This is a genomic window from Lentzea tibetensis, assembly GCF_007845675.1.
GTDB classification, from domain to species: Bacteria; Actinomycetota; Actinomycetes; order Mycobacteriales; family Pseudonocardiaceae; genus Lentzea; species Lentzea tibetensis.
The window spans coordinates 431998-445527 of the sequence record NZ_VOBR01000001.1; the positions used below are offsets into that span (position 1 = coordinate 431998).

The 13530-nt window shown below is 65.4% G+C and carries 12 protein-coding genes and 1 pseudogene; 8 read left to right on the forward strand and 5 right to left on the reverse strand.

What is annotated here, in order from left to right; genetic code table 11:
• Positions 1-67 precede the first annotated feature (67 nt).
• Entirely contained in the window at positions 68-580 is a 513-nt protein-coding gene (locus FKR81_RS01940) for a hypothetical protein (protein WP_222598137.1), read from the reverse strand.
• A gap of 62 nt (positions 581-642) precedes the next feature.
• Between FKR81_RS01940 and FKR81_RS45550 the strand changes: the two genes are divergently transcribed.
• Together FKR81_RS45550 and FKR81_RS01945 are read left to right on the forward strand one after the other, a co-directional pair.
• The gene (locus FKR81_RS45550) at positions 643-765 is read left to right on the forward strand and encodes a hypothetical protein (RefSeq protein WP_268891506.1); all 123 of its coding nucleotides are present in this window, start codon (positions 643-645) and stop codon (positions 763-765) included.
• A gap of 495 nt (positions 766-1260) precedes the next feature.
• Positions 1261-1755 carry a helix-turn-helix transcriptional regulator gene (locus FKR81_RS01945; RefSeq protein WP_235921200.1) on the forward strand — a complete coding sequence of 165 codons (495 nt, stop codon included), beginning with the start codon at positions 1261-1263 and terminating at the stop codon, positions 1753-1755.
• Here FKR81_RS01945 and FKR81_RS01950 read toward each other — a convergent pair.
• Positions 1752-2750, reverse strand: coding sequence for an ABC transporter permease (locus FKR81_RS01950; protein ID WP_146349118.1), 999 nt, complete (start codon positions 2748-2750; stop codon positions 1752-1754). The genes FKR81_RS01945 and FKR81_RS01950 overlap by 4 nt on opposite strands.
• A gap of 209 nt (positions 2751-2959) precedes the next feature.
• Here FKR81_RS01950 and FKR81_RS45935 point away from each other — a divergent pair.
• The 3 genes and pseudogenes from FKR81_RS45935 to FKR81_RS01965 all read left to right on the forward strand — a co-directional run.
• Positions 2960-3112, forward strand: a pseudogene (locus FKR81_RS45935) (integrase); the annotation flags it as partial.
• Between the two features lie 292 nt (positions 3113-3404).
• Complete coding sequence (locus FKR81_RS44280; RefSeq protein WP_235921202.1) at positions 3405-3806, forward strand: integrase core domain-containing protein; 402 nt, start codon at positions 3405-3407, stop codon at positions 3804-3806.
• A 560-nt stretch (positions 3807-4366) separates the two neighbouring features.
• A complete protein-coding gene (locus tag FKR81_RS01965) occupies positions 4367-4780 on the forward strand; it encodes a winged helix-turn-helix transcriptional regulator (RefSeq protein ID WP_222598138.1) in 414 nt (137 codons plus the stop codon).
• Positions 4781-5066: 286 nt separating this feature from the next.
• Here FKR81_RS01965 and FKR81_RS01970 read toward each other — a convergent pair whose 3' ends face one another.
• Complete coding sequence (locus FKR81_RS01970) at positions 5067-6056, reverse strand: BtrH N-terminal domain-containing protein (protein WP_146349121.1); 990 nt, start codon at positions 6054-6056, stop codon at positions 5067-5069.
• Positions 6057-6807: 751 nt separating this feature from the next.
• Here FKR81_RS01970 and FKR81_RS01975 point away from each other — a divergent pair.
• Positions 6808-7872: a hypothetical protein gene (locus FKR81_RS01975; protein ID WP_146349122.1), complete on the forward strand. Its 1065-nt coding sequence runs from the start codon at positions 6808-6810 to the stop codon at positions 7870-7872.
• A gap of 248 nt (positions 7873-8120) precedes the next feature.
• Entirely contained in the window at positions 8121-10127 is a 2007-nt protein-coding gene (locus tag FKR81_RS01980; RefSeq protein ID WP_146349123.1) for an NACHT domain-containing protein, read from the forward strand.
• A 440-nt stretch (positions 10128-10567) separates the two neighbouring features.
• Here the strand turns inward: FKR81_RS01980 and FKR81_RS01985 are convergent, their stop codons facing one another.
• Both FKR81_RS01985 and FKR81_RS01990 read right to left on the reverse strand, forming a co-directional pair.
• Positions 10568-10900 carry a fasciclin domain-containing protein gene (locus FKR81_RS01985; RefSeq protein ID WP_235921204.1) on the reverse strand — a complete coding sequence of 111 codons (333 nt, stop codon included), beginning with the start codon at positions 10898-10900 and terminating at the stop codon, positions 10568-10570.
• A gap of 58 nt (positions 10901-10958) precedes the next feature.
• Positions 10959-11528, reverse strand: a complete 570-nt coding sequence (locus tag FKR81_RS01990; protein ID WP_186762696.1) for a Clp protease N-terminal domain-containing protein — start codon at positions 11526-11528, stop codon at positions 10959-10961.
• Positions 11529-12186: 658 nt separating this feature from the next.
• Between FKR81_RS01990 and FKR81_RS01995 the strand changes: the two genes are divergently transcribed.
• Positions 12187-13488: a serine hydrolase domain-containing protein gene (locus FKR81_RS01995; RefSeq protein WP_146349125.1), complete on the forward strand. Its 1302-nt coding sequence runs from the start codon at positions 12187-12189 to the stop codon at positions 13486-13488.
• Positions 13489-13530: the final 42 nt, after the last annotated feature.

Here is a 13530-nt window from a genome sequence, read left to right on the forward strand (position 1 = left end):
TTCGCTTCAAGGCGTATTTCCGCATGCCGTCAAGTAACGTAGGTGACGAGAAGGGTGTCGAGGGGCGCTATCGGATGCTCGAAACCCTGCGCGCACATGCTGCGGAACACACCCTCCGGGGCGCTTGCGGCGCGCTCTTGATCATCCGCAGGTCCTCGGCCTCGACGACGGTGTCGAATGTCTCGCCGTATTTGCCGTCGCGGTCGCGCAGCAGGAAACGTGGGGACTCCATACGCAGCGCGAGGTCGGCCGCGAGATTCCTGGCCTGCTGCACTGTCCAGTCGCGCGTCGGATGCGTGGTGACGCTGGTGATGTGCAGGCGTCTGGTGCCGTGTTCGAGAAACGCCAGTGCATACAGGCGTTTGCCGAGCGCGGTGTCGATGTGGAAGAAGTCTGCGGCGATGATGCTTTTGGCTTGGGCGGTGAGCAACTGGCGCCAGGTGGGCCGCAGCGACGTGGTGCCGGATTGATGCCTGCAGCGTGCAGGATCTCCCAGACGATCGAGGCGTCGATACGATGTCCGAGCCGGGCCACTCACCGTGGATCCGCCGATGTCCTCACCGCGGATTGTCTCTGGCACGCCGCACAACCACAGCCGAACGCGTTCCTCAACGCTTCAACCCGGTCCAGACCTCAGTCCTGGTGCTGAGCGGCACGGGCGCGGACCCAGGGCCGCTCAGCGGCCTCGTCCCCGGCTACTACCGGCCGGGCCGCGGCTTCCTCTCCACCCCGTCGTGCCGCCAGGTCATCCAGGTCGCTTGCTGAAGGTCCGCCGTCTGACCCGCGTGCGGCGTCTCCGGACCCGACGTCGCACGCGGTCACGGGCCCACCCGACCGCAACCACCACGAGGTACGCGGCGAACCCCACAAGCAGGCCGATGTTGCGGGCGTCCGGTGCCGCCGCGGCATAGGCGTTGTAAATGGCGATACCGACTGGAATCGCGGTTGCTGCGGCGAGGTTCCTCGTCTTGCTGTCCATCGTTCCTCCAATCGTTCTGCGGTGCCATAAGCCTGCATCGCTGGGCCGGTCGGGGGTATTCGCATCAAGGCGTATTCCGCCCCCGGCTGCGGACGTATCATCAACAGATGATCCGGAGGGGCGCCTCGTGACAGACCTGCTGGTGGAGAAGGATCGACCTGCCCGCGCGGGCCACGCTGACCGGTCAAGACAGCGACAACCAGGACCGGTCAATCCTGATAAACGAGCCGTACGACCCAAATGATCCGTATTGGCAGTACTACCAGGACTTCCTGCCGTGCGTGTATCACGAACGCTCGAACGACTTGAGTGAAGCGATCAAGTTCTCGGACTTCTACACGCGGCGGGAACTGGATGCACACCCGCTGTGGGCCGAGATGTTCAACTGTGAAGGCGATGCACGGCATTGCATGCTGATCTCCATGCCAACCGCACCTGGCCGAACTCGACGACTTCTCCTGTGGCGCAACAACGGACGCGACTTCAACGAACGCGATCGTCTCCTGATGAGGGTGTTGCGACCACATGTGTACGAGGTCTACCTGGATTCGCAACGACGCCTGAACAAGGTCCCCAAGCTCAGCAAGCGCGAACTCGAGGTGCTGCAACTGGCCGCACAGGGTAGGAGCAACGCGGAGATCGCCCACGAGCTCTTCGTCGCGGTCAGCACCGTCCGCAAGCACATGGAGAACATCTTCGACCGCACCGGGGTCCGCAGCCGGGCTGCCGCGGCCGCACTGGTGCTGCCGCACCTGAGCGTGCCGGACGTTCGCTAGGAAATCCTGATCCTCGGGTCGAGGACCCCGTAGAAGACGTCGGCCATCAGGTTGAAGAGCAGGATCACCGCACCGGCCACCATGAGCCAGCCCATGAGCATGTGCGGGTCGTACTGGCGTATCGACTTGATCAGCAACGAGCCCATGCCCGGCCAGCCGAACACCGTCTCGACCAGGAAGGCACCGGTCAGCACGGTGCCGAAATCCAGCGAGAACGCCGTCGTCACCGGGATCAAGGAGTTCCGGAACACGTGCCGGACGATCACCCGGCTCTGTGACAGGCCTTTCGCCCGCGCGGTTCGGACGTGGTCGTCGTTCATGACTTCGAGCATGGACGAGCGTTGGAACCGGCTGTACGCCGCGAAGCCGATCAGTGCCAGGCTCAACGTGGGCAACAGGAATGTGCCCGTGTACTTGAAGACGACTTCGCCGAAGCTCCCGGTGAATCCCGCGCTGGGCGCGCCGGCCGTGCTGAGCCAGCGGTCGATGCCGACGACCTCGAGGAAGTCGTTGAACCGGACGCCGAAGTTCTTGACCACCACAGCGACGCACACCACTGGCATGGAGAACAGAACGTATGCCGTGCCGGTGGCGATGTAGTCGAAGATCGAGTACGGCTTCACGGCCGCCAGCACTCCCACGACCACACCGATGAGCAGCGCCAAGATCTCGGCACCGACAACCAGTCGCACGGTGATCGACATGGCGTCGATAACCGCCGTGAACACGTCGCCACGGGCTTCGATCAACGCGACGCTGCGACCCCAGTCGCCCTGCATGAATCCCACCAGCCAGTTCCAATAGCGCACCAGGACGGGGTCGTCGAGGCCGAATTCGTGCGCGAGCACGTCCATCTGTTGCTGCGAGGCACCCGGCCGCATGCGCAGCTCAGCGAGCGGGTTGCCGGAGGCGGCGACCACGCAGAAGCTGATGAAGCTGCTGACCACGAGCGTGCCGACAGAGAGCAACAATCGGCGGACGAGATACCTGACCACGACGCGACTCCAATGTGTCCGCGAGTGCCGCCACAGCTTGGTTCTCGAGTCGATCTGACCGATTGTTAGCGAATTCCACGCGACGGACGCCGAAGCCGCCCCGACGGATCGGGGCGGCTTCGGCGTCCGTTCAGAAGCCAGCGCAGTGCCTCCCGCACGGGTCGTGAACCGCGTTCGCAGCCTGGTCGTTGTCTCAGGCGGATGGCACCATGATCAGTCTCTGGCACCGCAACCTTCTCCATCGCCGATACGCGCGGGCATCCCGCCCGAAGCGACCAGGCCGGCCGCCCACCATCCGCAGCATCCGAGCTCTCGTCCTGCGGCTCGCCCGTGAGAACCCCAGTTGGGGTTACCGCCGCATCCACGGCGAACTCGCCACACTCGCGATCAAGGTCGCTCCCTCGACAGTCTGGGAGATCCTCAAGACCAACGACATCGAACCGGCACCCCGCCGCCATCAGGTCACCTGGGCGGCCTTCCTACGCAGCCAGGCACACACCATCCTCGCGGCCGACTTCTTCGAAACCAGAACCCTGACCGGAGCACGGCTGTACGTCCTCACCGTCATCGAACACGCCACCCGCCGCATTCACGTCCTCGGCGCTACCACCCACCACCGCAGCCTGGACCACACAGCAAGCCCGCAACCTGCTCATGGACCTCCAGGACGCGGGCATCACCGCGAAGTACTTCATCCGAGATCGCGACAGGTACACCACGCCCTTCGACACCGTCCTCGCCGACAACGAAATCACGATCATCAAAGCCGGGATCCGCATCACTCGGATGAACGCGATCATGGAGCGCTGGATCCGCACCTGCCGAGCCGAACTCCTCGACCGAATCCTCATCCCCAACCGGTCACACCTACTGCACGCACTGCGCGACTACGAAACCTCCTACAACCAGCACCGACCCCACCGCGCACTAGAACGCCGCAGCACCACAACGCCCGCTGCCCTACCGGTCACCGATCCGGGCAGACTCGCTCATCTCGACATCACACGGCATGACCGACTCGGCGGCATACTCCACGAGTACCACGACGCCGCCTGACCTGCACGGACGTAGTTTTCGGCACCTACAATGTCAGCAAGTTGGCGCTCGTAGCGGCTGTGCACGGCGACCGAAACCGTGGCGCAGTCCGGGCACATCGCGCTCGTCCCACACGGCCGCGCTCGGATCTGCAGGGGGCCGTCTTCGGTGTCGACCTGGTCGACAACGGCCCCCCGCCAGATGCGGGAACACGACCTCACTCAGCTTGACATCACACACAAACCCACATGATCACCGACCGTCACACGGTCACGGTTCCCGTGCCAGAACCGAATTTCATGAGCAAAACCACTGTCTCGACGATGTCGATCCCTATCGAGGGCTCTACGAACCGGTGACTCCTCAGCGGCTGGACCGCACCGAGATCGGGGAATGGCGCAGGCTGCTCGACGAAGCCTGGCGGCTTCTGGCTGGTGCTTTGCCGGACTTCGCTCGCGCCGTGTCAGCAGGCATGGACTCGTTGGTGCCCAAGCCTCGGGTGCAGTTCCGGAATCCGAGCGCCTCAACCGGTGAGGCGTTCGGAAGTGCGATCGTCGGCTGTCCGACGTGAGTGGTGGACGTTGCTGATCTTGCACGACGTGTTCGACGGGTACCGGCGCTTCGACCAGTTTCAGGAGAACCTGAGGATCTCCTCCAGCATGCTCACCGCCCGCCTGAAGGCGTTGGTGGCCAACGGGCTGCTGGAGCGACGGCCCTACCAGGACAGCCCGGTGCGCTACGAGTACGTGCTCACCGACCTCGGGCGCTCCCTGCGGCCGGTGATCATCGCACTGGCCGCCTGGGGCAACTCCCGCCTCGATCCCGCTGAACGCAGCATGGTCCTCGTGGACGCGACGACCGGCGCCGAGGTCGATCCCATCATCGTCGACCGCACCACCGGGCGCAGGCTCGACACGGAGGAGTTCATCTTCACCGCGGGCCCCGCGGCCAGCGCACCGTTCCGGGCCCGTTACCCCCACATCTTCGCCCGGTGAGCAGCACTCGCGGACGGGCAGAACTCAACGACAACGAGTGAAGCTGGCGACGGTATCCGTCCTCGCCGCAGGCTCCCCGCCGCGCAGGAGGCAGCGCTTCGGGCACTCAGCGGTGGCACCTGTTACGCCCCCTCCTGCCATGTCCCGGTGAGGTGCCGATGTCAGGCCGCGAGCTTTGAAGACCCGAGATCCGCTCGTGCTTTGAAGTGCACGTTGCTCTGCGAGCGCACGCTCATGCCGATGTGAGCGCTTTCCAGCGGGGCGCAGTAGGCAATCGTTGAGGTGGTTAGTCGGTGCGAATGCCGGTCAGGACCTGCATGGCGTGGCGTTCCTTGTCTGCGAGTTCGGTGAGGATCGCCGAGGCACGGGTCAGGTGGTCTGGGTCGCCGGTTTCTCCGGCGGCCGTGATGTGGTGGGAGACCTCGGTCCACAGCGGGGCGATCTCGGCGTACAGCTGGTGACCGAGGCGGAGGGTGTCGTCGTCGACGATCGTGGCGGATTCAGCGAGGAAGTCGCGGTACATGGCGCGAAACAGGGCGCCGCCGGTCCCGCCGCGTTCCATCAGCGTCGCAGCTAGTGGGAGGTCGCGGGACGGGTCATTTGAGCGGTCGAGCCACCGCACCACCTGTCGGGCCGCCTTGCCGATGCCGCGGTGGCCGAGGTTGGCGATAGGTGGGTTGAGGAAGGCGTGTGCGTTGTTGGAGATGGCTGTCCGGATGGCTTCGCCCAGATCGAGCTGGCCGGCGGGGCTGGCGATGGTGTAGGAGAGGTTGCGGGCGGTCATCGGTCCGCGTTCGTTGCGGGCCCGTTCCAAGCTCGTCAGCGTGGTCGTCACGGTGCCGCCCTGCTGGGCGGTGTCGATCAGGTGGGCATGGGTGTCGTCGTAGCCGTACATCGCGACGAAGTGGCCCCCGAAGTGGACCTTCGTGGTGAAGTAGTCCAAGTGGTAGGAGTCCAGTTGCAGGCCGACCGGGCGTCCGGCGATGAGCGCGGCGACAACGTTCTGCCAGGCCTTGCGGGGCGAGGCGGTCTGCTGTACGTGCAGCGTCAGGCCCAGCCGGTCGGCAACGGTCCGGGTGATCGTGGTCGGCTTGACGCGACCGCCGAGGAACGGAAAGTCCATGCTCTTGGCGTCCCAGTAGACGAAGCCCAGACCTTCGCCGAGGCCGAACAGCATTGGCTCGGACAGGTCGAGTCCCTCGGGGCGCAGCAGGGCGCCGAGCGCAGTGGTCTCGCAGTGCTGACCGGTGGGGAACGAGACGTTCTCGATGATCATGTGGTTTCCTGGACTGCTGGTCGGGGCGGCCGGACGGGGGTTGGACCGGCCAGGCGATCTCCGTGCGGAGTTGCGCTCGAACGGACAACCGGGTCGCTCGCGCGAACACTCCGATCGGCATCACCCCCCGTCACCGACGCCTCCGACAGCCTCGACCTTCCCATGGGGAGAGGGTCAACCCCGGCCTGGCCCCGCCGCACTGGCCGCGGAAACACATCATCATGGAGCGAGGCCCGACCGGACACGTACCAAGCGCACTCGCGGGCCGCGCCCAGCAGCTCAACCTCATCCGCACATGCCGCAGTGGGCGTGATCGAGCAGCTGACTGACCGCGACCTCGCCTGTCGTCGAGGCATGACTCAAACCGACGCGTCGAACCCTGATGACGTTGTGCTGCGGTTAGCACCTCCCGCACATCTCGGCCGCTACGCAGGTGTGTCGCGATTGCACTCGGCCTCGGATCTGCGGTTGTTCTTCGCCTGGTGTGCCGAGCGTGATCTTCCACCGCTCGCGGCCCAACGGACACAGATCGCTGTACGTGCGCTGGATGCAGGAAGCTCGCCGGTTCAAGCCCTCCACGGTCCCACCGGGTGCTGCTCGTGCACGGCAAAGGCGGAAAGGAACGCTCGTGGTCGGTGGCGCCGGCCAGGCGGACGAGGGTGGGGTGGCCTGGTGCTGGCCCGGCCTGCGGCGAGCGCGTCGTCGAGCGCCTGGCGGACCTGGAGTTGTCTCCGTTGGAGTTGTTGTTCTGGTGGTCGGTACGCCGATCGTGTTGCTGCTGAAGCCGTTCCAGTTGGGTAATGCCGATGCCCCTCGGCTGGCCGCCGTGCTGGCCTTCGTTGGTGTACTGGCTACCGCCTTGGTGGCGCTGACCGGACACTTCCTGAACAGGCAGGCCAGTCTTCGGCTTGCTCATGAGAGCGAACGCGCTCACCAGCGGCTGGTACAGGAGCATGCCGACGAGGAACGACGCCTTCGGCTTGATGCCGCAATGCGTGCCGGAGCGCTGTTCTCCCCATCTGGCGATATGCCCGCTGACCCGGCGTCGGCGGCCTCCGACTTGCTTGCTCTGACCAGACTCGAACAGGCAGATCTTGCGGTGGCACTGCTGGTGGATCTCTGGGACAAGGGCGCGGAACGAGTCTCGACCGAGACAGCGGTGCTCGTCATCGACGCCGCGTTGCGATCGCGGGCAAAGCCCAATGAGCAACTGGTCGCCGCGGAACTGCTGTGCCGCAACGCGTCACGGCTCGACTCGTGCCAGTCGCTGCATCGGCCGAGTGCGATTGACGGCTGTTGGGACCCGACCTTCGGCCCGAAGACGAAGTTGATGCTGCTCGACGCGCTCGTCGCCATGACGCTGTCAAGACATTCACACGAGCACGCACTGCGGTCAGTCGCTGTCCGACTCCATGGCATCTGGAATGGTGATCCAGATCCTCGAGTCCGCGGATGCGTGGGTACGCTGGTCGACGCGTTGATCCCGGAACTGCGACGACTCGGGTACACCGACTTCATGCAGGGCAATCAGCGCGTCATGCTCACGGAGATGGAAGCGGCGGCCGCCGCAGCGTCGGCAAACCCCGATGGCTTCCTGGATCGCATCGTCGCAGATCGCCGAGACAGGCTGGCCGGCTGGGCCAGGGCCTGTGACACCGTTGACTTTGATCCAGGAAGACTCGGCACCGATACTTCTGCTGCTACACAGGGTTCGCGAGCAGTGCCGGATCACGCCGCTGATCAACGCGCGGTCATGGCGCTTGTCGCGCGTTGCGCATCGAGCGCTTCAGCGACACCACCGCATGCACACCCCTAGGCGGCCGCCACGACAGGAACCAGCAAGGAACAGCGTGGTCGCAGCAACTTGTCATCAACCTCGACGGCCGCCGCGTGCCAACATGCTGCTTTCATTGCTACTGGGATCCGAACCGCGGCAACGAGTGCGGGTCAGGCGTTTGTGACGTTCGCGGGTGGTGCGGCGATGTAGAGAGGCTGGTGATCAACGGCATTGATTGGGGTGAGTGCTGGGTGACGAGCTGGCCGGGATCGGCGCGGAGTGCCGTCTTGTGGGCTGCGTCGGGGATCGTGTGCAGTGTCGTGCTGAGCGTCTTCGCCAACACGCTGTCCCTGCCCAAACTGGTGCTGTGGTGCGCGGTGGCCGTCGCCGCGTTGCTCACGGTGTACGCGACCGCGCGACAGTTCCAGAATCAGGCGTCGTCGGTGGGCGGCCTGGATTCGATCGCGGACATGCTGGCCGAAGCAACGGAACGACTCTGGTACAAAGCATCCCGGACTTGGCGTCTCAACCCGGAGGCCCCCGTCCTGGTGAGTTGGACGCGGGACGGCAAGGCGTCCTTGTGCTCACCTGACAGTTCTCTGCTGTCCGAAGGCTTGATCACAGAGCTGCACGACAACCTGTATCAGGTGCCGGGGCGGCGTCAGCTCGTGCTCGTCGGTGCGGCGGGCACCGGCAAGACGACAGCGATGCTGTTGCTGCTTCATGCGGCTCTGCGCAGGCGCGCGACGGCGCCGGTCGATGATCGTGGCGACCGCGTTCCCGTGCCGGTGTGGTTGACCTTGGGCAGCTGGGATCCAGACCGTGCAACGCTGAGCGAGTACGCGGCCCGGACGGTCGCCACGATGCTCGGGCTTCCCGGACCTGACAGGTCTCCGACCGGGCCGGCGTGGCGGCTGGTCGACGAGCGCCGGGTCGCGCTGTTCCTCGACGGCTTGGACGAGATGCCGGAGCAGCGGCGCAACGCGGCGTTCCGGTACATCAACAAGCTGGCGAGGGAGGGTATGCGGATCGTGGTCACGACCCGGCCCGCCAAGCGCAGCGTGAAGGACGGCGGCCGGTTCGACTTCCCCGTGGTCGTGAGGCTCAACCCGGTCGCGCCTTCCACAGCCGCGGACTTCCTGCTGCGGGATCAGACCGAGGAGAACCACCCGCGCTGGCAGGAGCTGGCGGACTTCCTCCGCACCCACCCCCGCAGCGCCGTCGCCGAGGCGTTGACCACGCCGCTGACCATCAGCCTGGCCAGGGACGCCTACGCCGATCACGACACCAAGCCGATCGAGCTCGCCGGGATAGCACGACCTCGCGATGTGGTGGAGCGGTTGATCGGCGAGTTCCTGGACCGGGCCTACTCGAATGATGGCGGTGCGGACCGCAAGCGTGACGACCGGCGCGAGTGCCGCCGCGCCGCGCGTGAGCGAGTCACGATGACCTGGCTGGCACGGCAAATGGGAACGGACCGGGACCTGATCTGGTGGCAGATTCCGACGTGGGCGCCGGCTTCGGCCGTGCGTATGCGGTGCGGCGGGGTGCTCGCCGCGACCGTACTCGTGATCATGATGGCGGGTACGTTCACGCTGGGCACCGACGCCCCGTGGTGGGTGTCCCTGCTGCCGGTCGGGATCGCCTACCTCAACAGCGAATGGTGGTGCGGGCGCAGGATTGGCAAACCGCCGGCCACCCTGGTGTGGCGCAGGCCGACGTTGCGCGATCTCGGCAAGATGATGGCGTTCAGCGCACTGGGCGGAGTTCTGTTCGGGTCGATCGTGGCGGCGAAGCACAGCGTCTGGGCGGGGCTCGCGGTGGTGGGGATGTTCGTGGTCATGGGTGTGCTGGGCTCCGGGCTCGGCGAGAGCTTCGCCGGTGGACTGCTGGCCGCGGCGACGACACCGTTGGCCGACTCCCCGTTGATCACGCCGTACGACGCCTACCGGGCCGATCGCCGTCGCACCGTCATCACCGTGTTGTCCGGCGCGGCGGCGGGCGGCGTGTTCATCGGACTGCTCGGGCTGTTCGACGCGGACGTGACCACCGGTGTGTTGTGGGGTGTGAGCATCGGGCTCGTCCTGGGCTGGATGGGAGGCATGGGACCGGCCTTGCTGCTGGCCATCACCAGACCGGCTGGTCGAAGGAGCGCCAAGCGGCTCATGCCGACCCTCGAGGCGGCACTCGACAGGCAGGTGCTGCGCCAGTCCGGTGTCGTGTACCAGTTCCGACACGCCGCGCTTCAGGACCACCTTCGCAAGGTGGACGTGGACGATGTCGATGCGGCGTGATTCGTTCGTTCCGCACTTCCAATCTGCGACTCGCAGGATCCCGCCGGACCATTGGAAGACTTCTACGGTGTCGAATCGCTTGGTGGCGATGAAGTCGAGTACCTCTTGCGCATGTTTGGCGCGCCGGATGCACTGTGGTCCACAGTGGACATGCACGTTGCGTGAGCACCTCACGGTCGCCACCGTCGGAGTCTGATGCGATGTACCTTTGCATGCCGAGGAAGTAGTCCGAGGTGATCCTGGGTCGGCTGCGTCGCGCAGCGGGCACAGGTCGGCGTCGCCCGCCAGTTCGATCGCGGAGGCGTCGTAACCATCGCGACCATCCTCCCGATCAGCGGCCGTAAGGGTGCGGTGGTTACGAGGGCCTCAAGACCGAGTCGATCAGGTAGACGGTGGCGTTGGCGGTGCACGCCGCTGCAGATCACGTTGGCGTCGTTGACCTACAGCGCGTTGCCGGTGCCGGTGATCTTGACGACGCCGTTCCGCACGGTCGTCCGGTCGCCGACGATCTTGTGCGGCGCGATCTGGCCGGGCACCACGTGGTCGGTCAGGATCTTGGTCCGCAGCTTGTCGTCGGTCTTGAGAGTGTTGAGGGTGGCCGCGTCGATCTGCGCGAAGGCGGAGTCCGCCGGTGCGAACACATTGCGGCTTATGCCGTAGTAGCGACAGGTCGCGGCCACATTGCCGCTGACTTCCTCGGCGTGACGCAGGACGGCCAGGCGCCGGCCCGCCCGCCTGGCCAGATCCTTTTCGCTCCATACACGGTCTGACACTCGGGGGCTCCTTGTCACTAGGAGCCCAGACTGTCAACAACCTCAGTCAGTTTTAGACCTAGGGCACCATCCGCTCGAGCAGTGTCTGCCGCAGGTGGGTGACCGACAGGTTGGCAAGCACTCGGTTCGCCGTGCTCTCGCCCTCGGCCAGCAGCCCTAGCAGAAGATGTTCCGTACCAACACAACTGTGCTTTCGGGACACCGACTCGCGCAGACCCCGCTCGAGAACCTCCTTGACCCTCGGGGTGAAGGGCAAGCGCGGGACCATCACCCGGCCCGGCCCGAAGGACTCGTCCGCCCGCCGGCGGACTTCCTCGACGTCGATACCGATCGCGGCCAACGCGTCGGCCGCATCGTGGCCGCCGGTTCCGTCCTCGCCCATCCCCTGCACAATCCGGAGAGTCTGTTCGCGGGCCGCGGCCACCTTCACGCCCCGCTCGTCGAGCACCGCGCCGGCCATGCCGTCCCGAACGTTGATCAAGCCGAGCAGGAGGTGCTCGGTGCCGATCCAACGGTGTCCGAGAGCGATCGCCTCGTCCTGCGCCGAGGAGATGGCATGCCTCGCCGGATCGGTCAGCCTCTCGAACGTCAGTGATCTGTCCCGCCAGCACAGCCGGACCGTCTTCAACGTCCACCTTGTCAGGATGTCCTGACCCCGCGATGTTGTCAAGAAACCCTGACACGCGGCGCGTCCGCACGGAGGATCTCGCCGACCGACGAGAACGTTCCACAGTGGACCCACGCCGGGGCGCCGTGCGAGGCGAACATCGTCAACAACAGCGAACAGCATGGATGAAATATCCAAACACAATATTCATTTGAGCGACCCTCACGTCAACTTGGTAACCGAGATACGAGACTGACGGGTCCAAACGGTCCATTCGGGTGATCCTCGAGAACGGGTCGCCGAACAGCGAGTCATCTCGATCTACCAGACTCATACCAATTGGTTACATCCCAATTGAATGCTCCGTTTGGCGGTCGTAGAAGACTGAAGGCTGCTGCCAACTTATGTCGGGGGCCGAACGGTCTAATCAAGCACCGCCCTCATACCCGGAGGCGATGACAGGAATTAGTCGACGTGCACGGCGCGCAACTTGTCGGATGAACGACCGGGGGGACCTGGCAGGGAAAATGGACAATCGGGGCCAGTTGAGACGAATGGCGAATCAGCCGTCGAACCGACGAGTCGTCTCGCGGGCGCGATGTCGTGACGTCTGAGCAGGGCTGCCGTGCCTCTTGCCGGTCATGCACGTCGACGAGTCGACCTGAAGGGTTCGAAGACCATGTCGTTGGACACCGACCTCATCCCGAGCGAGCTGGCGAGACTCGCGAGGGACAACCACGTTCCCGGCGCTCAACTCGCCATCCACCACCACGGCAGGACGCTGACCTGGGAGTTCGGCGAGGTGGAGCTCGGTACCGGCCGCACGCTCCAGCGGGACACCGCCGTTCCCGTCGGCTCCGTCACGAAGGCGTTCACCGCGACGCTCGCCATGTCGCTCGTGTCCGACGGCGACCTCGATCTCGACGTCCCGGTCACCGACCAGTTGCCCGAGCTCGCGGCTCTTCCGCCAGATCTCACGCTTCGCCATCTGCTCAGCCACACCGGCGGTCTGACCTCCGACTCCTCCCCGGACGCGACCACCTCGTTGCGGCGCCACGCGCTCGAGTGCTGTGAGCTGCCGCTCGTGCGGGCGCCGGGGACGTCGTTCTCCTACTCCAACGTCGGCTACATCGTCGCGGCCCGTCTCGTCGAGGCCATGACCGGCATGACCTGGGACGAAGCCGTCGACGCCGTCGTGCTCCAGCCGCTCGGCATCACGCCCGCGTTCGTGGGCCCGCCGGGATCAGCCAGGACGAGCCGTCCGATCGCCGCAGGTCACGCGATCAACCGGGCCACGGGAGCCGTTCGCCCCGTGGAGCAGTCGCTGGCGCTCGCCGAGGCCGCCACCGGCGCGCTGGCGACCAGCGCCCTGGACCTCGTCGTGTTCGGCCGCATGCACCTCGTTGATGACGTCCACATCGTGGACGCCGCAAACCTCGCGATGATGCGCTCGCCGGTGCCCGGCGCGGACCCGTTCGGCCTGGCCGACGGCTGGGGCCTGGGACTGGCCACATTCCAAGGCGGGTGGCTCGGACACGACGGCACGGCCGATGGCACGTCCTGCCACCTGCGAATCCACCCCGAAAGCGAGACCGTAGTCGCACTGACATCGAATTCCAGCTCGGGGTTCGGAGTGTGGAAGCAGCTCGTCGGAATGCTGCACGGCATCGGGTTCGAAGTCGGTGACCACCACCCCGTCTCCGACAATCTGCACCCGATGCCGTCACCAACTGGGTGCCTCGGTCGTTACGTCAACGGGGACACGGAGTATTCGGTCGTGTCCGCCGCGAATGATGACAGGTTGCGCCTCGCCGTCGATGGCGAGCTGTCCGCACAATTAACGGTCTACGACGGGTTGATGTTCTCCATCGGCGACCTCGTCACCGGACAGCACGTTCAGTTCGGGCGTTTCCTGGGCAATCCGTCTGGACGCGTGGACGGTATCCAGATAACTGGTCGGCTGGCCTCCCGAACGAGCTAAACATTAATTTTCTCAATCACGGCACCGGTGCCGTGGTCAATC

Excerpts from the sequence above, each read along its gene's own strand:
- FKR81_RS44280 (WP_235921202.1), top strand. The coding sequence starts at position 3,405 with ATGGACCTCCAGGACGCGGGCATCACCGCGAAGTACTTCATCCGAGAT.
- FKR81_RS01970 (WP_146349121.1), bottom strand. The coding sequence starts at position 6,056 with ATGATCATCGAGAACGTCTCGTTCCCCACCGGTCAGCACTGCGAGACC.
- FKR81_RS01995 (WP_146349125.1), top strand. The coding sequence starts at position 12,187 with ATGTCGTTGGACACCGACCTCATCCCGAGCGAGCTGGCGAGACTCGCG.